The 23343-nt window shown below is 48.2% G+C and carries 25 protein-coding genes; 20 read left to right on the top strand and 5 right to left on the bottom strand.

Annotated features, from left to right (window positions below):
* Positions 1-142 precede the first annotated feature (142 nt).
* The gene (locus tag C8D98_RS04685; protein ID WP_132872477.1) at positions 143-712 is read right to left on the bottom strand and encodes a type II secretion system protein; all 570 of its coding nucleotides are present in this window, start codon (positions 710-712) and stop codon (positions 143-145) included.
* Positions 713-931: 219 nt separating this feature from the next.
* Here C8D98_RS04685 and rpmE point away from each other — a divergent pair, with 219 nt between their 5' ends.
* From rpmE to vapC, 20 genes are all read left to right on the top strand, one after another.
* Entirely contained in the window at positions 932-1141 is a 210-nt protein-coding gene (rpmE, locus tag C8D98_RS04690) for a 50S ribosomal protein L31 (RefSeq protein WP_132872479.1), read from the top strand.
* A 9-nt stretch (positions 1142-1150) separates the two neighbouring features.
* Entirely contained in the window at positions 1151-1882 is a 732-nt protein-coding gene (thyX, locus tag C8D98_RS04695) for an FAD-dependent thymidylate synthase (RefSeq protein WP_132872481.1), read from the top strand.
* A 178-nt stretch (positions 1883-2060) separates the two neighbouring features.
* The gene (locus tag C8D98_RS04700; protein WP_132872483.1) at positions 2061-2963 is read left to right on the top strand and encodes a DUF1385 domain-containing protein; all 903 of its coding nucleotides are present in this window, start codon (positions 2061-2063) and stop codon (positions 2961-2963) included.
* 7 nt (positions 2964-2970) lie between these two features.
* Positions 2971-4038: a peptide chain release factor 1 gene (prfA, locus tag C8D98_RS04705; protein WP_132872485.1), complete on the top strand. Its 1068-nt coding sequence runs from the start codon at positions 2971-2973 to the stop codon at positions 4036-4038.
* Positions 4038-4853 (top strand): peptide chain release factor N(5)-glutamine methyltransferase, encoded by an 816-nt coding sequence (prmC, locus tag C8D98_RS04710; protein ID WP_132872487.1) that lies wholly within the window; start codon positions 4038-4040, stop codon positions 4851-4853. The genes prfA and prmC overlap by 1 nt, the downstream gene beginning before the upstream one ends.
* Positions 4838-6097 (top strand): UDP-N-acetylglucosamine 1-carboxyvinyltransferase, encoded by a 1260-nt coding sequence (gene murA, locus C8D98_RS04715; protein ID WP_132872489.1) that lies wholly within the window; start codon positions 4838-4840, stop codon positions 6095-6097. The genes prmC and murA overlap by 16 nt, the downstream gene beginning before the upstream one ends.
* A complete protein-coding gene (gene hisG / locus C8D98_RS04720) occupies positions 6097-6729 on the top strand; it encodes an ATP phosphoribosyltransferase (protein WP_132872491.1) in 633 nt (210 codons plus the stop codon). The genes murA and hisG overlap by 1 nt, the downstream gene beginning before the upstream one ends.
* Complete coding sequence (gene bamA / locus C8D98_RS04725; protein WP_132872493.1) at positions 6726-8972, top strand: outer membrane protein assembly factor BamA; 2247 nt, start codon at positions 6726-6728, stop codon at positions 8970-8972. Before hisG ends, bamA begins: the two co-directional genes overlap by 4 nt.
* Positions 8973-9005: 33 nt before the next feature.
* Positions 9006-9524 (top strand): OmpH/Skp family outer membrane protein, encoded by a 519-nt coding sequence (locus tag C8D98_RS04730; RefSeq protein ID WP_132872495.1) that lies wholly within the window; start codon positions 9006-9008, stop codon positions 9522-9524.
* On the top strand, positions 9524-10534 hold the full coding sequence (gene lpxD / locus C8D98_RS04735) for a UDP-3-O-(3-hydroxymyristoyl)glucosamine N-acyltransferase (RefSeq protein ID WP_132872497.1): 1011 nt from the start codon (positions 9524-9526) through the stop codon (positions 10532-10534). Before C8D98_RS04730 ends, lpxD begins: the two co-directional genes overlap by 1 nt.
* Entirely contained in the window at positions 10521-10952 is a 432-nt protein-coding gene (gene fabZ, locus C8D98_RS04740; RefSeq protein ID WP_132872499.1) for a 3-hydroxyacyl-ACP dehydratase FabZ, read from the top strand. Before lpxD ends, fabZ begins: the two co-directional genes overlap by 14 nt.
* 129 nt (positions 10953-11081) lie before the next feature.
* On the top strand, positions 11082-11855 hold the full coding sequence (gene lpxA / locus C8D98_RS04745) for an acyl-ACP--UDP-N-acetylglucosamine O-acyltransferase (RefSeq protein ID WP_132872501.1): 774 nt from the start codon (positions 11082-11084) through the stop codon (positions 11853-11855).
* Between the two features lie 2 nt (positions 11856-11857).
* Positions 11858-12658 carry an LpxI family protein gene (locus tag C8D98_RS04750; RefSeq protein WP_132872503.1) on the top strand — a complete coding sequence of 267 codons (801 nt, stop codon included), beginning with the start codon at positions 11858-11860 and terminating at the stop codon, positions 12656-12658.
* Between the two features lie 3 nt (positions 12659-12661).
* On the top strand, positions 12662-13129 hold the full coding sequence (locus tag C8D98_RS04755) for a chemotaxis protein CheX (protein WP_132872505.1): 468 nt from the start codon (positions 12662-12664) through the stop codon (positions 13127-13129).
* Positions 13130-13137: 8 nt separating this feature from the next.
* Positions 13138-13917: a prepilin peptidase gene (locus C8D98_RS04760; protein WP_207891239.1), complete on the top strand. Its 780-nt coding sequence runs from the start codon at positions 13138-13140 to the stop codon at positions 13915-13917.
* A gap of 92 nt (positions 13918-14009) precedes the next feature.
* Complete coding sequence (gene tyrS / locus C8D98_RS04765; protein WP_132872507.1) at positions 14010-15212, top strand: tyrosine--tRNA ligase; 1203 nt, start codon at positions 14010-14012, stop codon at positions 15210-15212.
* 9 nt (positions 15213-15221) lie between these two features.
* A complete protein-coding gene (locus C8D98_RS04770) occupies positions 15222-16478 on the top strand; it encodes a DUF1015 domain-containing protein (protein WP_132872509.1) in 1257 nt (418 codons plus the stop codon).
* Positions 16479-16903: 425 nt separating this feature from the next.
* Entirely contained in the window at positions 16904-18145 is a 1242-nt protein-coding gene (rho, locus tag C8D98_RS04775) for a transcription termination factor Rho (protein WP_132873004.1), read from the top strand.
* Positions 18146-18413: 268 nt separating this feature from the next.
* A complete protein-coding gene (gene vapB / locus C8D98_RS04780) occupies positions 18414-18641 on the top strand; it encodes a type II toxin-antitoxin system antitoxin VapB (RefSeq protein WP_132872511.1) in 228 nt (75 codons plus the stop codon).
* Complete coding sequence (vapC, locus tag C8D98_RS04785; protein ID WP_132872513.1) at positions 18638-19036, top strand: type II toxin-antitoxin system tRNA(fMet)-specific endonuclease VapC; 399 nt, start codon at positions 18638-18640, stop codon at positions 19034-19036. The genes vapB and vapC overlap by 4 nt, the downstream gene beginning before the upstream one ends.
* 41 nt (positions 19037-19077) lie before the next feature.
* Here vapC and C8D98_RS04790 read toward each other — a convergent pair whose 3' ends face one another.
* From C8D98_RS04790 to C8D98_RS04805, 4 genes are read right to left on the bottom strand one after another with little or no spacing between them, the layout of a single operon-like run.
* Positions 19078-19587 carry a ferritin gene (locus C8D98_RS04790; protein ID WP_132872515.1) on the bottom strand — a complete coding sequence of 170 codons (510 nt, stop codon included), beginning with the start codon at positions 19585-19587 and terminating at the stop codon, positions 19078-19080.
* Positions 19588-19597: 10 nt separating this feature from the next.
* On the bottom strand, positions 19598-21175 hold the full coding sequence (locus tag C8D98_RS04795; RefSeq protein ID WP_132872517.1) for a glycoside hydrolase family 57 protein: 1578 nt from the start codon (positions 21173-21175) through the stop codon (positions 19598-19600).
* Positions 21175-21921, bottom strand: coding sequence for a DUF4912 domain-containing protein (locus C8D98_RS04800; RefSeq protein ID WP_165871213.1), 747 nt, complete (start codon positions 21919-21921; stop codon positions 21175-21177). The genes C8D98_RS04795 and C8D98_RS04800 overlap by 1 nt, the downstream gene beginning before the upstream one ends.
* Positions 21921-23342 (bottom strand): glycogen synthase, encoded by a 1422-nt coding sequence (locus tag C8D98_RS04805; protein ID WP_132872521.1) that lies wholly within the window; start codon positions 23340-23342, stop codon positions 21921-21923. Before C8D98_RS04805 ends, C8D98_RS04800 begins: the two co-directional genes overlap by 1 nt.
* Position 23343 lies beyond the last annotated feature (1 nt).

The raw sequence follows: 23343 nt of genomic DNA on the forward strand, positions 1-23343 counted from the left end.
TGCGTCATTGCGAGCCGGAGGCGTGGCAATCTCATCACAGTAGTTGCAATAACATTTGGTGAGCACAGCGAAGAGTCTCTGACAGGGCATAAAAAAAGCGGCCCGTGTGAGCCGCTTTTGATATTAAATATGTGAAGTCTGATTAGTCAAGAGCGATGCAGATTGTGCCTGTAGCACCATCTGCTGCAGAGTAAGCTGATGCATCTGTTGTTGCTGCGGTTGCTGCATGTCTGATTTCGCCTGTGGTGCCCACGCCGTCATCAAACAGCTTGTCAAGTGATTCAGTATTCTTATCCAGAACTTCGTTGAAGCAAACAAGGTTGTTGTTGGTGAAGTCCATAACGTTAGCGGTTGAAGTACCTGATGTTGCAGTCATGGAACCGCCGAAAACGTGATCAGGTATATTGTCTGTTGCGCCGGCTGTGTCATAAAGATTTTCGCTTCTGAGTTCCTGCCAGAAGTTTACGTTATCAGACACTTTATTGTCTCTGTTTGCATCTGTCTGTGCGTCAGTTATATCGCCGGGAGTCTCTCCGGTTCTGTCGAGATATGCAAGATAAGCTGTCTGAACGTTTTGATAGTCTCTGTAAAGTCTTTTTGTTTTAGCGTTGGTCACAAGTTCCGTTCCTTTAACAACGCCGCCGAGAATAACACCGATAATCATAAGTACGATTGCGAGTTCTACGAGAGTAAAACCTTTGCTGTTGGACATTTTTTCCTCCTAGAGAATATTAATATTAATGCATAAGCATACTATATATTTTGTCGAAATCAATATGTAAAGGCAGTTTAACATAATATTCACAGAAATATCAAATCTCTTTACTGGTAGGGTGAACAAATATATACTATATTTTTATGTTGAATACTGTGCGGGGTTGTGTTATAACCCTTGTTCCGTTATGAAAGATAATTCCTGAGGTAAAGATAGATGAAAAAAGATATCCATCCTAAAGTAAACAACGTTGTTTTCAAATGTGCTTGCGGCGCAGAGATCCCTTCAACTTCAACAGTTGCTCCCGAAAAAGCTGTTGTAGCGATCTGCTCTTCATGCCACCCCTTCTTCACAGGTAAGCAGAAGTTCATCGATACTGCCGGCCGCGTTGAGAAGTTCATGAAGAAATACAACAAAGCAAAATAATTATACTGCATGGAAAACAGCGGCAATCGCAGGCAAGGGCTTAATGTTAAGCTGATTTCAAAGACAGCCGACGGAGAGCTTGTTTCTGCGTTGGCCGCTAAACTGTGCTATTCTGCGTCCGACATTGACGGACTGCTGGAAAAGATCAGCGGTCAGGAACAGTCGGACTTCATACATAAGATAGTGTCCATGGGCCACCATTCGGTACTGGAGCACCTGAACTTCACATTCGGCGTGGAGGGTGTCTCCCGTGCCCTGACACATCAGCTCGTCCGCCATCGAATCGCAAGCTATTCTCAGAAATCCCAGCGTTATGTTAAACACGGAAACGAGTTTGAGTATATCACTCCCCATACCGTTGCGGAAAACCCTGAACTTCTGGCTGAATATGAAAAGGCCATGGCTGAGATAGGCAAGGCATATGATGCTCTTCTTAAGGCCGGAGTGCCTGCGGAGGACGCAAGGTATGTTCTGCCCAACGCATGCGAAACCAAAATAATCATCACAATGAACGCAAGGGAACTTCTCCACTATTTCTCAATCCGCTGTTGCGAGCGTGCGCAGTGGGAGATCCGTGAGATGTCCTTTGAAATGCTGAAACTCTGCCGGAAAGAGGCTCCCTCCATTTTCGGAGATGCAGGCCCCGGATGTGTCCGTGGTGCTTGCCCCGAAGGCCAGTTCACCTGCGGCAAAGCGAAGGAAATCCGTAAAAAATTTACAGACATCAAAAACTTTCTTTAGCGTTTTTGTTCTAATATCTTATATTTCAACTAATCTGAATGGATAGAGATGCTCGTCACTCTGAGTGTAACGAAGAGTCTCTGACAGAGATTCTTCACTCCGTTCAGAATGACGGTTGGGAATAACGAATGTAAATCTCCCTTTGTGAAAGGGGAGGCAAAAATGGAGTTAACTAATAATGTCAAAACCAAACATCGGCGGTCAGGCGGTAATCGAAGGGGTCATGATGCGTGCACCCGAAAGATTCGTCATAGCCGTCCGCAAGAGCGAAAACGAGATCGTCCTTAAAAAAGAGGACGTTAAGCTGGACAGAAGCAAAATATTCAAGAAACCCCTCATAAGAGGCCTGATAGCCCTTTATGATTCACTTATCCTCGGCATCCGTGCGCTTAATTTCAGTGCATACCATTCAACGGGTGAGGGCGAAGAGCACATGAGCAAGGCCGCCACATTTTTCAGCATGGCGATGGGTATCGGTCTGGGGCTTCTGCTGTTCATCTATCTGCCCTTGCAGATAACCGAGCTGATGAAGCACCTGCTGCCGAGCCTCCATACTTCGTCTCTGCTGTATAATGCAGTGGACGGCGTTATCAGGGTGATATTCTTCGTGCTGTATGTGTGGGGGATATCGTTTCTGAAAGACATAAAGAGGGTATTTCAGTACCACGGAGCGGAACACAAGGCGATCTATGCCTACGAAGAGGGCGTGGAGCTGAACGTTGAGAACGCCAGAAAGATGAGCCGTTTTCACCCCCGCTGCGGAACCAGCTTCCTTATTATATTGATGCTGGTGTGCATACTGACCTTTTCGCTCATTCCCAACGACGCTCACTTCCTTGTTAAGCTGGGCGCAAGACTCTTCTTCATCCCCATCATAGCGGGTGTAAGCTATGAGATACTTAAGCTCAGCGGAAAGTTCCACAAGAACCCCGTTGTACGTTTTCTGATAATGCCGGGGCTTATGCTCCAGAAGATAACCACTCAGGAGCCGGACGACAGCCAGCTCGAAGTGGCTCTCATCTCCATCAGGGCTTCACTTGACATGGAGATACCCACCGAAGGGATAACAATAGTAGACTGAGGAATACATGTTTGACAAACTGCAGGAAGTAAAAGCAAATTTTGATGAAATGACCAAAAGGCTCACCGATCCGGATGTGATATCCGATCAGGAGCTTTTCATGAAGACCTCCAAGGATCATGCGGAGATGCGCCCCGTCGTTGAGAAATATGACGAGTATATGGCCGTTAAAAAGTCTCTGGAAGAGGCGAAGGCGATCGTTGCGTCGTCCGATGACAAAGACCTTGTTGAGCTTGCGGAAATGGAGCTTGAGGAGAACAAGGACGCTCTGGAGCGCATGGAGGGAGAGCTTAAAAAACTCCTGCTGAAAAAAGACCCCTACGATCACAAGAACATCTTCCTTGAGATAAGAGCCGGAACCGGCGGCGACGAGGCCTCCCTGTTTGCGGCGGTGCTTCTTAAAATGTACTCACGCTATGCCGAGATGAACGGCTGGAAGGTTGAGATAGTTGATTTCAACGACACCGGCGTCGGCGGCTATAAAGAGGTTGTGGCTCTTATCAAAGGCTACGGCGCATACAGCAAGCTGAAATTTGAGGCCGGAGGTCACAGGGTTCAGCGTGTTCCTGAGACCGAATCGGGCGGACGTATCCACACATCCGCATGTACCGTTGCGGTGCTTCCGGAAGCCGAGGATGTTGACGTTCAGATCGAGCAGAAAGACCTGCGTGTGGACGTTTACCGTGCGGGCGGCGCAGGCGGACAGCACATCAACACCACAGACTCTGCCGTGCGTATGACACACATTCCCACGGGAATAGTGGTCACCTGTCAGGATGAGCGAAGCCAGATCAAAAACCGTGAGAAAGCACTGAAACTGCTTAAATCAAGGATTCTTGAAGTTGAGATAGAGAAAAAGAACTCAGAAGAGGCGGCCAGCAGAAAACTTCAGGTGGGTTCAGGCGACAGAAGCGAACGGATCAGAACATATAACTTTCCCCAGAACAGGGTTACGGATCACCGTATAAAGGAATCCGCCAACCTCGACAGATTTCTGCTGGGCGAGATGGAAGAGATGATCGACGCTACGATCGCCTTCGATCAGGCGGAAAGGCTCAGAGAATCGGGTCTCTGATGAAGCTGGCGGAGTTTATCGGCTTCGTCCGTGAAAATTATCTGCCCAACAGACACGATGCCCTTGAGCTTGCCTCAAAGGCTTTCGATATCGAATATTCAAAGGTTCCTCTGCATCTGTCGGATGATGTGACGGTCTCGGAGGACGTTCAGAAAATGCTGGACAGGCTTGGCGAAGGCGAGCCGCTGGCATATGTCATAAATAACAAATCATTTTACGGTCTTGATATGTATGTGGACGGGCGGGTGCTGATACCCCGCCCCGAAACGGAACTCATAGTCAGCGAAGCCCTCCGGCACTTTAAGGGATGTCGTAGTCTGAAGATACTGGATGTTTGTACGGGGTCGGGGTGCATTCCTGCGGCGATACTGCATGAAATGCCTGACTGGACGGCCGACGTTCTGGATATAAGTGCGGATGCGCTGGCGGTGGCGGATATCAACCTGAACAGATACGCCGCCGGACGATACCGTCTGATTCAGGGCGATGCCCTGCGTCTGACAGAATATGTATGCGAAAAGTATGATATAATAACCTGTAACCCGCCCTACCTGACCGAGGAAGAGTGGGAGGCTTCGCCGAAGTCACTGAAATATGAGCCGAAAAACGCTCTGAGTGACGGCGGCGACGGGCTTTTGTTCTACAAAAAACTATTGGACATGATACCCGATTTATGCCATATAAACGGGGTGGCTCTTTTCGAACTGGGACAGGGTCAGCACGAGAGTGCAGCGGTTTTGCTTAAACAGAACAACTATAAAAAAATCAAAGATTATCAAGGGATAGAAAGGGTACTTGCTTGGACAAACTTGTAATAGAAGGCGGCCGTGAACTCAGCGGCACAATACGCATCAGCGGCGCAAAGAATGCCGCACTTCCCATCCTCTCCGCAGTTATTCTGGCAGACGGAGAATACAACATCAGTGAAGCTCCCGAACTTGTTGACATCGCAACAATGCTGAAACTGCTGAACGAGTTCGGAATATCTTCCGAACGCACAGGCAAGTCGGTTAAAATAAACAGCCAGTACAACCATGAAGGCTACATAGCTCCCTATGAGCTTGTTAAAACAATGAGAGCCAGCGTGCTTGCTCTGGGGCCGCTTCTGGCCAGAAAGGGCAGGGCGAAGGTATCTCTGCCGGGCGGATGCGCAATAGGCGAGCGTCCTGTTGACCTCCACCTGAAAGCACTGGAAGCCATGGGCGCAAAGATAGTCGTTGAACACGGCTACATCTATGCGGAATGCCCCAAGCTGAAAGGCGCAATAATCAACTTTGACATAGTAACGGTGACAGGCACCGAAAACATAATGATGGCGGCATGCCTTGCAGATGGCGAAACTGTTCTGCGCAACGCCGCACAGGAACCCGAGGTTGTTGATCTTGCACGCTTCCTTAAAAAGATGGGCGCAAGGATAACCGGAGAGGGAACCAGCGAAATCCGCATAATGGGCGTTGAAAAGCTTTACAGCACAGATTACGCCATCATGCCCGACCGTATCGAGGCCGGAACCTTCATCTGCTGTGTGGGTGCTGCGGGCGGCAGTGTTGAGATAACCAACGTGCCCGTGGACGTTATGCGCACCACTCTGGACAAAATAGCCGAAACAGGCCTCCAGATCGACAGAATAAACAGCACCACAATCAGGGTTACAAAAACAAAACCACTTGTTTCCACAGACGTTTCAACAGCTCCCTATCCCGGCTTTCCCACAGACATGCAGGCGCAGTTCATGAGCCTTATGACAGTGGGCAACGGGTTCTCTGTGGTAACCGAGAACATATTCGAAAACAGATTCATGCACGTTGCCGAGCTTAAGCGTATGGGAGCCGACATCAAGCTGAAAGACAAATCAGCAATGATAAGAGGCGTTAAGGGACTCACGGGAGCACCTGTTATGGCTTCCGACCTGCGTGCCAGCGCCAGCCTTGTTATAGCTGCGCTGATGGCCGACGGCAAAACCGAAATATCAAGACTTTATCACCTCGACAGAGGCTACGAGGACTTTGTCGAAAAACTGAGCGGGGCCGGAGCCAGCCTTGCAAGGGTTAAGGAATAATGAGAACTGACGACTGCATAAACGTTGCCCTGCCCAAAGGCAGGCTTGCTGAGGATACCGTTGAGCTTTTCCTTAAAAAAGGGATAACCAGAGAAGGGGTTGTGGATTTCAACTCCCGCATGCTCACCTTCCACGACGAAGTGAACAACATCAAGTTCATGATGGTTAGAAATATGGACGTCTCCACCTACGTCAAACACGGCGCAGCCGACATCGGCGTTGTGGGCAAGGACATCCTGCTGGAATCCGCCGCAGACGTTTATGAATACCTCGATCTGGGATTCGGCTATTGCCGTCTCTGTGTTGCCGGACTGAAAGACAGCGACCACTCATATCGCCACGATATGGTGGTGGCAACAAAATATCCCTCCCTCACAAAGAACTTTTTTGCGGGAAAGGGTGTCTTTGTTGAGACAATAAAACTTTACGGTTCAATAGAGCTCTCGCCCATAGTCGGGCTTTCGGATTTCATTGTCGACCTTGTGTCCACAGGCCAGACCCTTAAAAAGAACGGTCTGGTGGAGGTTGAAACAATGCTGGAATCCACCGCACGCCTCATAGGCAACAAGAGCATGGCGAAAGTGAAGTATCAGAGAATCAGGGAAATACTGGAAGTTGTGGAGTCGGCATGAAAACAAATTTTTTTTTTATTGCGTTAATAACTCTTTTTTCATTTAACGCACTTGCAGCCACCATTGACTCTGTGGAGATAAAAGGAAACCGCAGGGTACCCACCGCTACTATTCAAAAATACACAGTTAAAGAGGGCACCGAGTTCGATCTGGGCGCAGTGGACAGAAGCATAAAGTCTCTGTTCGCATCCGGTCTGGTGACTGATGCCGCAGTGGACATGAAGGTTGACGAGGACAGGCTGGTGCTTGTTTATCAGATATCCGAAAAGCCCTATGTGAACAGTGTCTATTTCAACGGTAACTCCGAAATAAAGACCAGAATTCTCGAAGAGACTGTAAACCCCATGGCGGGACAGCTTCTGGACAGCAAAAAGGTTGAGACCAACCTTGCCCTGATTCAGGAAAAATATGCCGACGAGAAGTTCTATACCGCAAAGATAAATGTTGAGGTTGAGGACAGAAACGACAACTCGGTTGACATTGTCTACAGCATTGACGAAGGCGTTCAGGCCAAGATATATGACATCAAGATCGTCGGAAATAAATATTTCTCCAAAAAGCAGATACTTAAATCCATCGAAACAAGCAAAAAAGGCTTCTGGTCATGGCTTTCCGGTTCCGGCAAGCTGAAAAAGACCGAACTGCGCACCGACCTTGAAAAGATAAAGGCAATATACCTCAAAGAGGGCTTTGCCAAGGTTCAGGTGGGCGAACCTGACATAGTTATCTCTGACGATAAGAAAAAAATATACATCACATTAAAGATAAACGAAGGCATAAGATATAAGGTTGCAAATATTGAGTTTTCCGGGTATGAGCATGCCACGCTGGATGAGCTGAAGAAGTCAGTCTCCCTTAAGACAGGCGACTGGTTCAACGTTGAAATGTTCCAGAACGACATCAAATCAGTGACGTCGGTTTTCACCCAGAAAGGCTTTGCCTATGCCAACGTTGACCCCGACACATCAATGAAGGACGATGCCGCAACAATCGACATTAAGTTCGGCGTCGAAGAGAACCATCTGGTATACATCAACAGGATCAACATCAGAGGAAACACGAAATCCAGAGACAACGTTATCAGACGTGAGTTTGATATTGTCGAAGGACAGCTTTACAACAGTGCACTCATTTCAGATTCCAAACGCCACCTTGAGTTCCTCGATTTCTTCGATCAGGTAAGGGTTGCGGAAACCAGAGTGGCCGAGGATCAGATCGACCTCGACGTTGACGTTAACGACAAAATGACAGGAATGTTCAGCCTTGCGGCGGGCTATTCCAGTGTGGATAAACTGATAGGTACGGTGTCCGTTACACAGAAGAACCTTTTCGGCAAGGGCTATGAACTGACCACCAAGGGCGAGTTCTCAAGCTCCAGAGCTGACTACACCATCAGCTTTGTAAACCCCTGGCTGTTCGACAGACCCTACAGCTTCAGCCTCGACCTGTTCAAAACCAACAGGGAATACGACGACTACGACAAGAAGTCAAAAGGTTTCGCTATTGGACTGGGGCACCAGCTCATCAAGCGCAAGCTCTACGGCAGCGTTAGATTCAGATATGAAGAGAACGAAATTGCCAACATAGAGGACTATGCAGCCGACATAATCAAGGCGCAGGAGGGCGAGTCCAAGATAATAAGCCTTACCCCCTCACTGAAATGGTCCACAACCAACCACCCCTATCTGCCCACAAAAGGTAACCAGAGCACTCTGTTCCTGAAACTGGCAGGCGGCCCCATGGGCGGTGACTATACCTTCGGAAAGCTGGGTATGGAAACATCCCAGTATGTGACCCTTTTCTGGAAAGTCGTTCTGATGGCGCATCTTGAAGGCGGATACATCCAGATGTTCGACGGCAAGGACGCACCCATTGCAGAACGCTACAGACTGGGCGGTATGTACAGCATCAGAGGCTATGAATACGGCGACATCTCCCCCGCGGACGACGACGGAAACAAGTTCGGCGGTACTAAGTTCATCCAGAACAACTTCGAGCTTATCTTCCCCGTAATTCCCAGTGCGCAGATAATGGGCGTTGTGTTCTTCGATCAGGGACAGGCGTATGACTCAGACGAAGCGTTCTTCAAGCGTGACCTTGTAAGGTCATACGGTGCAGGCTTCCGCTGGTACAGCCCCATCGGCCCGCTCAGATTTGAGTACGGACAGCCTATTAACCCCGATTCCTCTGAGGGACTTTCGAACAAAGGCAGATGGGAGTTTTCCATCGGCGGTATGATATAAGTTGATAATATCCAATAGGAGGATTTTTATATTATGAGAACAAAACTTTTCTTTCTTTTGCTGATAATGGCGGTCTTCTCCGCATCGGCATATGCAAAAATCGGTGTTCTGGATTTCCAGAAAGTTCTGAAAGAATCTGACGGCGGAAAAGATGTAACGGGTAAACTTCAGGCCAAGGCCGATGAATACGATAAAAAACTGTCCGCTCTGAACGAAGCAATCAAAAAGAACCAGCAGGAATATGCCGCTAAGGAAAACGTGGCAAACGAAGACTACAAAGAGAAAAAGAGAGCTGAAATTCAGCGCCAGATAAGAGACTTCAACCAGAACAAGGACGACTATGCGAAAGAGCTTAAAAGACTGGAAATGAGATATCTTAAAACCATTCAGGACGACGTTCTGAAGATAATCTCCTCTCTGGGTCAGGAGCTTGACACCGAGATAATCCTTGAGCAGAACACTTCCGGTGTTCTTTACCTCAGCCCCAAGGTTGACATAACAGACGTTGTTATCCAGAGATACAACACAGTATTCAAACAGCAGAAAAAATAATGAAAGCGTCTGTTCTTGCTGAAAAGACAGGCGGAATACTTCACGGGGCAGACACAGAGATTCTCTGTGTCTGTTCTTTTGAGGACATAAAAGCGGGAGCTCTGGTTCCTCTTCTTGTGAAGGATCTTCCGGAGGGCATTTTCGAATCCCCCGCCGCCGCATTTCTGGTCAAGACCGGAACGGAAACCGTCAGCGGAAAGACTTTCATCTCCGCAGACGACCCCGAAATGGCTCTTGTTGCCGCTCTGAACGCAATCTATCCCGTTCAGCGCAAATCAGGCATTCACCCCAAAGCACATGTTGCCGAATCCGCCGTGATAGGCGAAAACGTTTTCATCGATGCCTTTGCATACATAGGCGAGAACGTGCGCATCGGCAATAACTGCGTTATCCGTGCGAACGTGACCATCGCCGACGGCGTTGTCATGGGCGACGACTGCGACATCCACCCCAACGTAAGCATCTATTCAGGCTCAAAACTGGGCAGCAGGGTGCTCCTGCTCTCCGGTGCCGTTATCGGTGCCGACGGATTCGGATTCTACCAGCGTGGCGGAAAGAACGTAAAAATTCCCCACGTGGGCGGAGTTCTGCTGGGTGACGACGTTGAGATAGGTGCAAACAGCTGTGTTGACAGAGGTAAGTTCTCCGACACTGTCATAGGCGAAGGCACGAAGATAGACAATCAATGTATGGTGGGGCACAACTGTGTGCTCGGCAAAGGCTGTGTCATGGCAGGGCAGGCGGCTCTGGCAGGCAGCACGACGCTGGGCGACTATGTTATCATGGGCGCACGCTCAGGCGCAGCAGACCACCTGAATATATGCTCAAAGACAATGCTTGCCGGACAGTGCGGGGTGATCTCCGACATCGACAAGCCCGGAATATACGCAGGATTCCCCCACACATCCAGAAAAGGCTGGCTGCGTGAGGTTCTGCTTCTGCGCGGACTTCCCGACACAATTAAGAGGATTGAAGAGATTGAGAGGAAACTGAACAATGATGGACATTAGAGAAATAATGAAAAAACTCCCCCACAGATACCCTTTTCTGCTTGTTGACAGGGTTCTGGAGATGGACAGCGAAAGTATAACCGCTATCAAGAACGTAACAATGAACGAACCCTTCTTTCAGGGACATTTCCCTTCATACCCCGTTATGCCCGGCGTGCTCATCGTCGAGGCTATGGCGCAGGTTGCGGGAATACATACCATTTCAACCGCTGAGGAGGTTCCGGAGAACGCTCTCTTCTTCTTCATGGGTGTTGACGGCGTAAAATTCCGCAAACAGGTTGTTCCCGGCGATCAGCTTGTTATGAAAATAAAAGTTCTTAAAAAGAAAAAAGACCTCGTAAAGGTCAAGGGCGAAGCTTTTGTTGACGGCCAGCTTGCATGTGAAGGCGAACTGACAGCAATAATGAGAGCCGGCTAGAGAGATCCGGTCACAGCGAAGGCCGTAGGCCTGCGGCAGTCTCATCCGATGGGAATGTCAGAATACAAATCTCCCTTAACCCCCTTTTAACTGAAGGGGAAATATGATGAAGATACTCAGGAGTCGGTTATGATTCATAAGGATGCGATAGTACACCCCAGTGCGCAGATCGCTGACAGTGCCGTAATTGAAAAGGGCGCTTTCATCGGTAAAAACTGCGTTATCGGTGAGAACGTTATAGTCGGCTACAACGCTGTTGTTGAACGTGACACTGTTGTCGGCGACGGAACAAGGGTCTGCATGAACGCCCATATCGGCGGCGACCCTCAGGACTACAGCTTTAAAGGCGAAGACACAAAACTGATAATCGGGAAGAACTGTCTTTTCCGTGAGTTCAGCACAGTGCACAGAGCCTCAACAAAAGAGGACGTGTGGGAGACTGTTGTAGGCGATAACTGCTTCATCATGTCATACGCACACGTTGCCCACGACTGCAAGCTCGCAAACAACGTGACCATGACCAGCTTTTCAGCACTCGGCGGTCACTGCCGTGTGGGTTCGTTTGTAAACATGGGCGGATTCGCCGCAGCGCACCAGTTCGTGCGTATCGGCTCCGGCTGTATGATAGGCGGAAAAGCAACCCTGCTTAAGGACGCACCCCCTTTCTGTATGCTTGCGGGAACACCTGCTGAGCTTGAAGGGCTTAACAGTGTCGGTCTTAAGAGAAGAGGGATCGGACCTGAGGTCAGAATGGAGCTGAAGCGTGCTCTTTCCATTTATATGGATCTGACTGTTAAACTTGTCGATCTGCCCGAAGAACTGTCGTTCCTGCATCCCTATCCTGAGGTGCTGGAGTTCATCGACTTCATCAAAGACAGCAAGAGAAGTTTTGTAAGGGGCTGATTTTGAAAGTTGCCGTCGTAGCAGGATATGGTGTCCTGCCCAAGCTTGCCGCAGAAAATCTGCTTAAAAAGGGACACAGCGTTCTCGTTGTTGCTCTGGATGAAGCGGTCAGCATCGGGTTCTCAGATGTTCAGGGAATAGACCTTGAAAAGATAAGTGTGACCCAGATTGGCAAACTTCTGAAATTACTGAAAAAATATAACACTGAGAGCGTCCTGTTCGCCGGAAAGGTGAACAAGACGCTCATCTACTCAAACCTCAAGTTCGATCTGCTGGCTGTAAAGATTCTGGCGGGACTGAGAAACCGCAAAGACGACACTGTCATGGACGCTGTCTGCAAGCTGATAACCGAAAACGGCATGCAGATCATGGATCAGACCTACGCTCTGGACAGTCTCTATCTGGAAAAAGGTATCTATACTAAGAAACGCCCCACGAAAGAGCAGGAAGAGGACATCGCTTTCGGCTATGACACCGCAAAAGAACTTGGCAGGCTGGACATAGGCCAGACAGTGGTCATAAAGAACAAAGCCGTTATGGCTCTTGAGGCCATAGAGGGCACAGACCTCGCCATTGAAAGGGGTTGCAGGCTGGCAAAAGAGGGTGCGGTTGTTGTTAAATGTGCGAAACCGTCACAGGATCTGAGATTCGATATCCCTACAGTAGGGGTTGACACATTAAAAATTTTATCAGATAATAATGGAGTTGTTCTTGCTGTGGAGGCAGGAAGAACTTTCGTAGTGGACATAGACAAATGCATCAGATTTGCTGATGAAAACAACATTGTGATTGTAGCGATATAGGTAATGAAAGCGGAACACATTAACCCCTTCATAACATCAACATGCGAAGTCTTCAGAACCATGCTCAGTATCGACCCTGTGCGTGGGCAGCTTTATGTCAAAACCAATGAAAAACTCCCTTATGACATCTCCGGAATAATAGGTCTGGCGGGTGATTCCACAGGCTTTATCATAATCAGCATGACGGAATCTCTGGCTCTGAAAGTTGTCGAAAAGTTCATCGGCGAAAAGAAAGAGAAGATGGACGAAGACGTTATGGATGCCGTTGGCGAGATACTCAACATGATAGCAGGCGGCGCAAAACAGATCTTTTCACGCACAGGTGTGCGGTTCAAAATATCCATCCCCAACGTTGTGATGGGAAAAGACCATATGGTGGGCAAACAGAAGAACGTTCACTGCCTCGGAATGACCTTCAAGGTCGGCGATGAGGTCTTTGTCATAGAAGTTGCCCTGAAAGACGGTAACTAAGCACAGCCGTGGACATACTTAAAGGTATCTATATCTTTTTCATAGGCGCATGTTTAGGCAGTTTCATGAACGTGCTTACCTATCGCCTCCCCAGAGGGCTCAACATTGCATTCCCCCCTTCCTCCTGCCCCAAATGCGGACAGAAGATAAGGTTTTACGATAACATCCCGGTATTTTCATGGTTCATCCTCGGCGGCAGATGCAGAAACTGCAAAACCCCCGTTTCAATAATGTACCCGCTTACGGAACTGCTGACGGCATTGCTGTTTCTTGCCTGCTATATAAAATTCGGCAACACGCTGACCATGTGGCACGGATGCGCAGTTGTGTTCTTTATGCTGGCGGCGGCATTTGCGGACGTTTTCACTGCAGCGGACGAGAACTTTGAATGCGGCATAATTCCCGACAGCCTGAACATCGCAGGTTTTGTCATAGGCTTTCTGCTGACATATCTGCTCTACGGCTTCAAATTTCCACTTTACGGTGCGTTGGCAGGTTTTCTCGGCCTGTTCATCCCGTCCTATCTTTTCAAGCTCATACGCAAAAAAGAGGGCATGGGCGGCGGCGACATAAAGCTTATGGCTGTTGTCGGTGCCATGCTGGGTATAAAATCCGTTTTTTTCGTTATCTTCGCTTCGGCATTTATGGGGGCAGTGTTCGGAATAACCCTTCAGGCTGTTTCCGGCCGAAAAAACATCATAATGCCTTTCGGGCCGTTTATCGCAGCGGCGGCAATACTTTATCTGTTTTATGCGCCGTTGGTTGACAAGTTCCTGTATGGCATGTGAGTGAAAAATAACCAACCCGCTCTTGAACATTCAATTAATATCAGCTATAACAAAAGACTATTTCAATAAAGGCCGAAACGGCCGGAGGCAAAGTGCTAAGACCGGAAGAACAACTGGAACTGATCAAACGTGGAACTGAGGAGATAATCAGCGAAGAGGATCTGCTGAAAAAACTTCAGAAATCGTATGAAGAGAACAAACCTCTCAGGGTCAAAGTGGGATTCGACCCCACCGCACCGGACCTGCACCTCGGACATACCGTTGTCATCCAGAAAATGAAACACTTTCAGAACCTTGGTCATCAGGTTATTTTCCTTATCGGTGACTTCACAGGTATGATAGGCGACCCCACAGGAAAAAGCGAAACCAGAAAAGCCCTCACCAGAGAGCAGGTTCTCGCCAACGCCGAAACCTATAAAGAACAAGTATTTAAGATTCTCGATCCCGAAAAGACCGAAGTTGCGTTCAACAGCACATGGATGGGAGCGATGAGCTCTCAGGATATGATAAAGCTGGCCTCCCAGTATACCGTTGCCAGAATGCTTGAGCGTGATGATTTCTCCAAAAGATACTCAAACAACAAACCCATAAGCATACACGAATTCCTCTATCCGCTGGTTCAGGGCTACGACTCGGTTGAGCTTCGCAGCGACGTTGAGATGGGCGGAACAGACCAGAAATTCAACCTTCTTGTGGGACGTGACCTCCAGAGAACCTACGGACAGTCCCCGCAGATAGCCATCACGATGCCCATTCTGGAAGGTCTGGACGGCGTGAACAAAATGTCCAAATCTCTGAACAACTACATAGGTATTGCGGAATCCCCCGCCGACATGTTCGGCAAGATGATGTCCGTTTCCGATGAGCTGATGTTCAGATATTATCTGCTGCTTTCCGACAAATCCATGGCGGAGATCGAACTGCTGAAAAAAACCGTTGCAGACGGCTCAAAGCACCCCATGGAAGCAAAAAAGGAACTTGCGGTTGAGATAATCACCCGTTTCCATTCCGCAGAAGAGGCGGCCGAAGCGAGAACAAACTTTGAGAAGATCTTCTCAAAGCATGAAAACCCCGAAGATATGGTAGAATTTACCGCATCTTCCGAGGATAAACTTGTTGATATCATCGGAAAACTCCAGTTTGCCCCCAGCAACAGCGAAGCAAGACGCACAGCCAAGGCGGGCGGGGTATATCTGGACGGTAACAGGGTTGAAAATATTGACATCGCCCTTGATAAGGGTGAATATGTCTTAAAGGTTGGCAAGAGAAAATTTGCCAAACTTACAGTAAATTAGGAGGATACAGTGTCTATTGTAAGACCTTTTGCGGGCGTACGCTACAATCTTGAGGAAGTGCTTCTGAAGAGTGTTGTTGCCCCTCCCTATGACGTCATTTCTCCCGAAATGAAACAGGAGCTGAAAGATAAAAGCCCCTACAACGTTGTGACACTGGATCTGCCCGACGGCGCAGACGACAAATATGCCAATGCTGCCGCACTTTACAAAGAGTACCTCGACAACAAGATACTCGTTAAAGACCAGAAACCCGGATTCTATGTTTATGAGCAGGTCTACACCTACGGCGGAAAAGAATACGTCCGCACAGGCTTCGTCGGCCTTCTGAAAATAGAAGAGCTGGGCAAAGGCTCTGTTTATCCCCATGAAAAGACCCTTTCCGGTCCCAAAAAGGATAGATTTGAGCTGATGAAGGCCTGCAAAACCAATTTCAGCCAGATATTCGGTCTCTACATGGACAAGGATAACCGCATGAACCTCGTTTTCAACGAGGCAAAAAAGAACATGCCCACAGCGTCTGCAATGGACGATGACGGCGTTAAGAACACCATCTGGTCTGTTCAGAACGAAAACACAGTCCGCATGATCGAAGAGTTCATGAAGGACAAGGCAATATACATCGCCGACGGACACCACAGATATGAAACTGCTCTGAACTACAGAGACTATGCCCGTGAGCAGAACGCGGACATGGAGAAAGAGGAGAAGCCCTACGACTACGTCATGATGATGTTCGTGAACTTCTACGACGAAGGTCTGAAGATCTTCCCCACCCACAGGGTGCTTGAAGTGGATTCATCATTCAGCTTCGAGGCTTTCAAAGAGAAACTGCGCTTCGATTTCACCATTGAAAAGCTGGCAGATGCCGCCGCAGCCGACGCATACGTTAACGATGCCTCAGGCGAACGCACAATGGCAATCTACTACGACAACACCTATTACGGTATCAAGGCCAACGACGAGGTAATCGAGAACCTCGCACAGGTCTACCGCAAGGTCGATACATACCTGCTTCAGGAAGGCATCATGAAGAAATTCCTGAACGTCAGCGATGAAAGACTCCTCAAAAAAGAGGGTGTCTACTTCGTTCAGACCCTTGAGCAGATTGAAAAACTCGCCGCCGATAAAAAGGCCGTGGGCTTCATTCTGAAAGGTGTGGACATTGAAATAGTAAGGGAGATTTCCGAGAGCGGAATGGTCATGCCTCAGAAGTCTACCTACTTCTACCCGAAACTGCAGACAGGACTTGTGATATATCAATTCTGATAAAGGGGGCATCAGCCCCCTCTTTGCTTTTTATATGCGGTGCATTACTTCGTCAGTCTCGCCTCGGAACTGCTCACATACTTGCTTTGTATGCTCGCAGCCCTCTCGGCTCATCTTCCTTGTACTGCTTGCATCTAAACAGCAAATTAAAGGATACTGCTCCCTCCTTTAGTAAAGGAGGGTCGGGGTGGATTTACACTTCTGTTTTTTACAGACTGAACAAAATGATAGCTTGACATCCGCCTTTTCTGGGATTAAATATATCAAAGCATATACAGTCCTTATGCCGCACACCATAAGCGGAGATCGTTCCCGAAAATTAATCATAAAATAAAAACTGGATTCAATTTTAAACAACCCGTTGTTAATTTACATGAACGTTATTCGATACAACCTTTTATACTATTATCTTAATGGAGAAACTCGTGAATCTTACCGATCTTAAGAAGAAAGCTATTGAAGAGCTTGTCACTATTGCGGATTCTGTCGGAATAGAAAACTCCGACGGCCTGCTCAAACAGGAACTCATCTTTGAAATCCTTAAAACCACCAGTGCCAGAAACGGACAGATATACGGTCAGGGGGTTTTGGAGATTCTGCCGGACGGTTTCGGCTTCCTCCGCTCACCCAACTACAACTACCTGCCCGGACCCGATGATATATATGTTTCCCCCGCTCAGATACGTAAATTCGGCCTCAGAAACGGCGACACGGTTGCCGGAGAGATAAGACCCCCTAAAGACAATGAAAAATATTTCGCACTGCTTAAGGTCGAAGAGGTAAACTTTGAGACCGCAAACAGAATGCGCACCCTTTTCGAAAACCTTACGCCCCTTTTCCCCGAAGAAAGACTCCAACTCGAATACAAACCCGCAGCATACGAAACCAGAATAATGAACCTCATTTCACCCATCGGTAAAGGCCAGAGGGGACTTCTTGTGGCTCCTCCCAAAACCGGTAAGACCATGCTGCTTAAAAGCATCGCAAACGCAATTTCCGAAAACCATCCCGAGGTTTACCTCATAATCCTTCTTATAGACGAGCGTCCCGAAGAGGTTACCGACATGCAGAGATCGGTTAACGCAGAGGTTATCAGCTCAACTTTCGACGAGCCTGCATACAGACACGTTCAGGTATCCGAAATGGTTCTTAACAAAGCAAAAAGACTCGTGGAGCACAAAAAGGACGTAGTTATCCTTCTGGACTCCATCACCCGTCTGGCCAGAGCCTACAACTCCATCGAACCGCCCTCAGGCAAGGTTCTTTCCGGTGGTGTGGACTCAAACGCACTGCATAAGCCCAAAAGATTTTTCGGTGCGGCCAGAAACATAGAAGAGGGCGGCTCACTCTCGATCATCGCCACAGCCCTTGTGGACACAGGTTCCAGAATGGACGAGGTTATCTTTGAGGAATTCAAAGGTACCGGCAACATGGAACTCCACCTCGACAGAAGACTGGTTGAGCGCCGTATATTCCCCGCTCTTGATATCAACAAGTCCGGCACTCGCCGTGAGGAACTTCTGCTGACCAAAGAGGAACTGAACAAAGTTTGGATCCTCCGCCGATTCCTGGCAAATATGAACAGTATAGATGCCATGGAGTTCCTGCTGGATAAAATGAAAGGAACGAAGACGAACGTCGAGTTTCTGGAGAATATGGGTAAATAAGTTAAGCCGCTCTTTTGAGCGGCTTTTTTTTGCTTTTTATAACGCTTCGCATTTCGTCGTTGTCAGCTAAAAAATATTGCTCATGTACATTCGTGTACACTCCGCATATTTTTTATCTTCCGCCTTGAACTGCTCGGTTCTAAAAAACAAAGAATAAAAATCCGGCCAAGAGCAAAATCCAGTCACCCTGAGGCACAGCCGAAGGGTCTCACACTTTTACTGTTGAAATAAAATGTATATACTTTATAGTATATACATGAGGTGTGCCATGAGCAGTGCAAAAGTGTTTAAAAGCGGCAACAGTCAGGCGGTGAGACTTCCGAAAGAGTATCAGCTTGATGTTGATGAGGTCATCATCAAAAAGGTCGGCAATATGCTTATTCTCATTCCGGAATCCGGAGTCTGGGACAACTTTGAGAAAGGTTTGTCCATGTTTGACGATTCTTTCATGGATAACAGAAATCAGCCGGCTGTGCAGGAAAGGGAAGGCTTCTGATGTATATGCTTGACACCAACATCTGCATTTACATCATAAAGCGCAGACCACCTGAAATCATTGAAAAATTCAGAACGTTTTCCGTTTCAGAGATAGCCATTTCATCTGTCACCCTTGCAGAACTTGAATATGGTGTCTGTAAAAGTCAGCATTCTGAAAAGAACAGGGACGCACTCGCTCTGTTTGTTTCTCCTCTCAATATACTGTCCTTCGACAGCCTTGCGGCTGTTAAGTATGGTGAGATCAGGGCAAAACTGGAAAAAGAGGGCAGGATTATCGGTGCAATGGATATGCTGATTGCCGCCCATGCCATGTCACTGGGGCTTACCCTTGTTACAAACAATACGAATGAATTTGAAAGAATAGACGGTCTCCGACTTGAAAACTGGTCATAAAAAAGCCCTGCCGGAGCAGGGCTTTGTATTGCTAAATTTTCTCAGGGAACTGCGGGGGGAGTGAACACTCTTGCCGCAAGCTCGGTGTTGATCATAAACAGACCCTGTCCGGTGCTGCCCGCCAGTTTCAGCTTATCTTTGATATCCTTAACGTTCGCTTCCTCTTCCTGCTGTTCTGTGATGAACCACTGTATCCAGCTGTGTGTGCCGTGATCCTTCTCTTCAAGAGCCAGAGAGGCGATGTCGTAAATTCTTCTGGTGACTTCCCTTTCGTGTTCAAGACTGACATCGAAAAGCTCCTGAGCGTCTTTGTATTCCTTTTTGGGCTTGTCTATCTGCTCCAGTTCAACCTCTCCGTCCTGATCGAGGATATAGTTGTAGAATCTGTCCGCATGGAACAGCTCCTCCTGAAACTGAACGTGGAACCAGTTTGAAAAGCCTTTAAGTCCCATAGTGTTTGCGTTGGCCGCCATGGCCAGATACACATATGCGGAGTAAAGCTCGAAATTGAGCTGTTTGTTCAGTGCTTTGAGCATCTTTTTGCTGATCATTTTCCTCTCCTTAGCAGTAAATTCTGAAATCCATATTTTTAAAAATACTATTCTTTTGTTCAACGGTCTCAAGGAAGCCGTAGTCAAAATCCCTGCTTTCAACCATATCCTTAAGGCGCAGGAAGTTATAGATGTGCTCTTTTGTTCTCTGCACAGCGTACTCTATGGCCGTTCCGGTTGTTATGAGGAACGCCCAGTCGCTGGACTGTGCGAGGAAAAGCTCTCTGGCCATTTGGTTCAGGCATCTGCGGATAGTGTCGTCAGCAGTTGCGTGATGATATTTTGCAAGGTTCACCATGCTGTCGGACATAAAGTGAAGGTGTCTGTATATCCAGTCGTTGCCACGGTTCAGCCATACGTCATAGTAGCCTTTGTCGCCCCATGACGATGGGTTGACCTTAACCACCTGATTTGTGGAGTATTCGTTCAGATACTCAAGGGGAGTGATAGCCTTTACGGTGTCCGATCTGTCCATTTCCTTGAATACGTTATAGAGAAACTCAGGCCCTTCGAACCACCAGTGGCCGAAAAGCTCGGCATCATACGGAGAGACCACCATGGGTTTTCTGTCGATGAGTTCTGCGATCTCCTCTATCTGCTTCTCACGTCCCGCAACGAAGTGTTTTGCATGGTCAACTGTCTTCAGAGACGCTATTTCCGGCTGATAAAACTCTTTAAAGTCCGAATCGCCTGTGATCCGGTGATATTTCAGTCCGGTGAAAACCCTTTCGCCGTCAGGGCTGATGTAGGGTTTTATATAGTCGTGGTCAAGGTCATAGCCTATGTCACGATAGAAATCTCTGTAGTGAGCGTCGCCCGGATAGCCCTCTTTGGAGCTCCAGACCTGCTTTGACGAGTAGTAGTCACGCCCGAACGCCGCAACTCCCGACTCTGTGTAGACCGGTGCGTAAACGCCGAATCTGGGGCGTGGTTTGGAATAGAGAACGCCGTGGGTATCCACGAAGAAATAGCGTATGCCGTATTCCGCCAGAACCTCATCCAGCCCTTCAAAATAGGCGCACTCCGGCAGCCAGATTCCTTTCGGTGCTCTGCCGAATTTTTCGGTGTGGCTTTTGACCGCCATTTCTATCTGCGCACGTACAGCTTTCAGGTTGTCGTTTAAAAGCGGCAGGAACCCGTGGGTGAACCCGCAGGTGATGACATCTATATTCCCTTTTTCAAGGAAATGTTTGTATCCTTTTATGAGGCTTCTGTCCAGCCAGCCGTAGTAAAACTCTTTGAGGTCGCCGAACCTCTTTCTGTACATGTGGGCAAGCCCTTCGAAACAGGTTCCCTTGGTGCGTTCAATCTCTTTTTCCGAAAGCTCAATAAGCTTTTCCAGATGTTCCTCATAGCGTTTCATCAGCAGCTCGTCGCACATCATCTCCGCAAGGGGAGGGGTGACGGAAACTGCGAAACGGAAGTGGACTCCTTCGTCCTCCATCTGTTTCATATATCTCAAAATGGGCAGGTAGGTTTCTGATATTGCTTCATAAAACCATTGTTCTTCAAGGAAATACGAGTATTCGGGATGCTTTACGAACGGCAGGTGCGAGTGAAGCACCAGCATCCAGTAACCTTTCGGCATTATTCACCGCCTTTGCGTGTAAGTGAGGATGAGGACATTCCGCCCTCGGTCTGATGTAGTTTTTTAAACAGCTCTGAGTGCATTCTGGCACTGGAGAGCAGTTCCTCTTTCTGAAGGTCGGTCACACCTGAAAGATGATATATTTTTTCTATGTTTTCGCCGACTGTCATCCATGTCTCCTCGTCGATGAGGTCGCTGATGCGGTCGGTGGGCATTTTAATGCGCTTGGAGGTGCTTATGGTGTGGTAGTTTCCCATTGAGTCAAGCATTCCTATTTCAGCCCAGAGTCTCTGGTCGGGGCAGTAGAGGTCGAAATACCAGTTGCCGTATTTGCCCACACGGACGCTGGCCAGCTCGGCGATATTGTCCTCTTCGCCTGTGAACACCTTGAGGATAAAGATGGGATCTGCGGTGTTGTAGCTGCGGCAGAATTCGTTCATGGTCTTGTCGGAGACCTCCCAATATACGTATTCCTTTTTGGGGTTAACGGGGAGGAGCACAACGGTATTTATGTTGTAGATATCCGGAATGGGATACTCTTTTTTCAGCGGCTGAGGTTCGTTCTTCGCTTCAGCGGTGACATGGCTGGAAACGCTCTCCTGAGCGGCTCCTTTGCTCGAAACGGTCTTGTCGTATTTTGACAGAGCATTGGCCAGTTCTTCCTTTGTCATTGCGCTTCTGTTCTTAATATTAAATTTTTTGGCAATCTCGTATAATTCTGCCTTGTTCATATCCTCAAATTTCATCAGCTGCCTCCAAGAATCCGTTGATACAATAGGATAAATTTCTCCGCCGTTCTCATCCATGAGAAGTCCAGCCTCATAACTTTGGCGGCATATTCAAACAATATAGCCTTATTTTGGAAAAAATCCACTGCTCTGTTGATCTGTTTTATCAGGTCGTGACGGCTGTATCCGTCCATGAAAAATCCGTAGCCTCCGTCTTCGATATCGACAACAGTGTCGATGAGGCCTCCGGTGCGTCTGACAACAGGCAGAGCGCCGTAGCGCATTCCAAGCATCTGGCTTTTGCCGCAGGGGTCGGAAAGTGAGGGGCGCAGGACAAAGTCCGCTGCCGCATAGGCTTTGTGGAGCATAGATTCACTTATACCGATGGATGTAAAGACATTGTTATGGTTATTTGCTATTTCCTTAAATTTTGAACAGAACTTTGGTTCGCCGTAGCCCAGAATTGCGAAATTTGCAGGAATTTCGGCAAGTTTGTCCGCACAGTCGGCCAGAAGCTCAAGCCCCTTGCGCTCTGTAAATTTCGTTTCCAGCAGAAAGAGGGGAAGCTCAGTGTTGCCGAGTCCGGTCTCTGACAAAAAATCCTCTTTGTTGACAAGTTTATGCTGAACGGTGTCCGCATTGTAGTTCATTTTGATGAACTGATCGGTCTCCGGATTGAACCTATCATAGTCTATGCCGCCCAGAATGCCCTCTATTCTGTCTTCAAACTTCGCCATGAACGAGCCCAGACCGAAAGAGTTCTCCTCGGTCTGAACCTCTTTTGCGTAGGTCGGGCTCAGAAGGGTTATGAAGTCCGAATGGGTCGCTCCGCCCTTCAGGAGGCTTATATTTTCATAAAACTCAAGCTCTTCAATGTTGTACATTTCCCATGGAAGCCCCAGCGACTGTATGGAGAACTTGCCGAAGACCCCCTGAAAGGTGATGTCGTGTATGGTGAAGACTATTTTAGCTTTAATATCTTCATAAAAAAGGTGTTTATACACAGGAACAAGTCCCGCCTGCCATTCGTGGCAGTGGATGATATCGGGATGTATACTCTCCTCTCTGATGTATTGCAGGGAGGCCATGCAGAACATGCCGTAGCGGATGTCGTTGTCGGAGTAGTCATAGCTGGAGGTTCCGTAGATGTATCTGCGGTTGTAGAGTTCCTCATTATTAAAAAAGACGTAGCGCACGCCGTCCAGCTGTGTTGAAAAGGTTGTGAAAAAATAGCAGACCCCGGCCGCATAAACGGTTATATCCCGTCCCTTGACAAGGCCATAGGGTTCGTAGCACCCTGCCGAGGTGTACATGGGCGAGAACACGACTGTTTCCTGTCCAAGTGAAGCCTGAGACTTTGCCAGTCCGAAAACGGAATCCCCCAGCATCCCCGTTCGGGAAAAGGGGTAGACCTCGCTGGTGATATGCACGGCTATCATT

Origin of the sequence: Seleniivibrio woodruffii, from assembly GCF_004339245.1 — a bacterium.
In the GTDB taxonomy this organism is placed as follows: Bacteria; Chrysiogenota; Deferribacteres; order Deferribacterales; family Geovibrionaceae; genus Seleniivibrio; species Seleniivibrio woodruffii.

Excerpts from the sequence above, each read along its gene's own strand:
- C8D98_RS04730 (WP_132872495.1), top strand. The coding sequence starts at position 9,006 with ATGAGAACAAAACTTTTCTTTCTTTTGCTGATAATGGCGGTCTTCTCC.
- C8D98_RS04755 (WP_132872505.1), top strand. The coding sequence starts at position 12,662 with ATGAAAGCGGAACACATTAACCCCTTCATAACATCAACATGCGAAGTC.
- prmC (WP_132872487.1), top strand. The coding sequence starts at position 4,038 with ATGAAGCTGGCGGAGTTTATCGGCTTCGTCCGTGAAAATTATCTGCCC.
- lpxA (WP_132872501.1), top strand. The coding sequence starts at position 11,082 with ATGATTCATAAGGATGCGATAGTACACCCCAGTGCGCAGATCGCTGAC.
- C8D98_RS04685 (WP_132872477.1), bottom strand. The coding sequence starts at position 712 with ATGTCCAACAGCAAAGGTTTTACTCTCGTAGAACTCGCAATCGTACTT.
- C8D98_RS04700 (WP_132872483.1), top strand. The coding sequence starts at position 2,061 with ATGTCAAAACCAAACATCGGCGGTCAGGCGGTAATCGAAGGGGTCATG.
- prfA (WP_132872485.1), top strand. The coding sequence starts at position 2,971 with ATGTTTGACAAACTGCAGGAAGTAAAAGCAAATTTTGATGAAATGACC.
- thyX (WP_132872481.1), top strand. The coding sequence starts at position 1,151 with ATGGAAAACAGCGGCAATCGCAGGCAAGGGCTTAATGTTAAGCTGATT.
- C8D98_RS04800 (WP_165871213.1), bottom strand. The coding sequence starts at position 21,921 with ATGAAATTTGAGGATATGAACAAGGCAGAATTATACGAGATTGCCAAA.
- C8D98_RS04805 (WP_132872521.1), bottom strand. The coding sequence starts at position 23,342 with ATGATAGCCGTGCATATCACCAGCGAGGTCTACCCCTTTTCCCGAACG.
- C8D98_RS04795 (WP_132872517.1), bottom strand. The coding sequence starts at position 21,175 with ATGCCGAAAGGTTACTGGATGCTGGTGCTTCACTCGCACCTGCCGTTC.
- vapB (WP_132872511.1), top strand. The coding sequence starts at position 18,414 with ATGAGCAGTGCAAAAGTGTTTAAAAGCGGCAACAGTCAGGCGGTGAGA.
- C8D98_RS04790 (WP_132872515.1), bottom strand. The coding sequence starts at position 19,587 with ATGATCAGCAAAAAGATGCTCAAAGCACTGAACAAACAGCTCAATTTC.
- bamA (WP_132872493.1), top strand. The coding sequence starts at position 6,726 with ATGAAAACAAATTTTTTTTTTATTGCGTTAATAACTCTTTTTTCATTT.
- rpmE (WP_132872479.1), top strand. The coding sequence starts at position 932 with ATGAAAAAAGATATCCATCCTAAAGTAAACAACGTTGTTTTCAAATGT.
- fabZ (WP_132872499.1), top strand. The coding sequence starts at position 10,521 with ATGATGGACATTAGAGAAATAATGAAAAAACTCCCCCACAGATACCCT.
- lpxD (WP_132872497.1), top strand. The coding sequence starts at position 9,524 with ATGAAAGCGTCTGTTCTTGCTGAAAAGACAGGCGGAATACTTCACGGG.
- hisG (WP_132872491.1), top strand. The coding sequence starts at position 6,097 with ATGAGAACTGACGACTGCATAAACGTTGCCCTGCCCAAAGGCAGGCTT.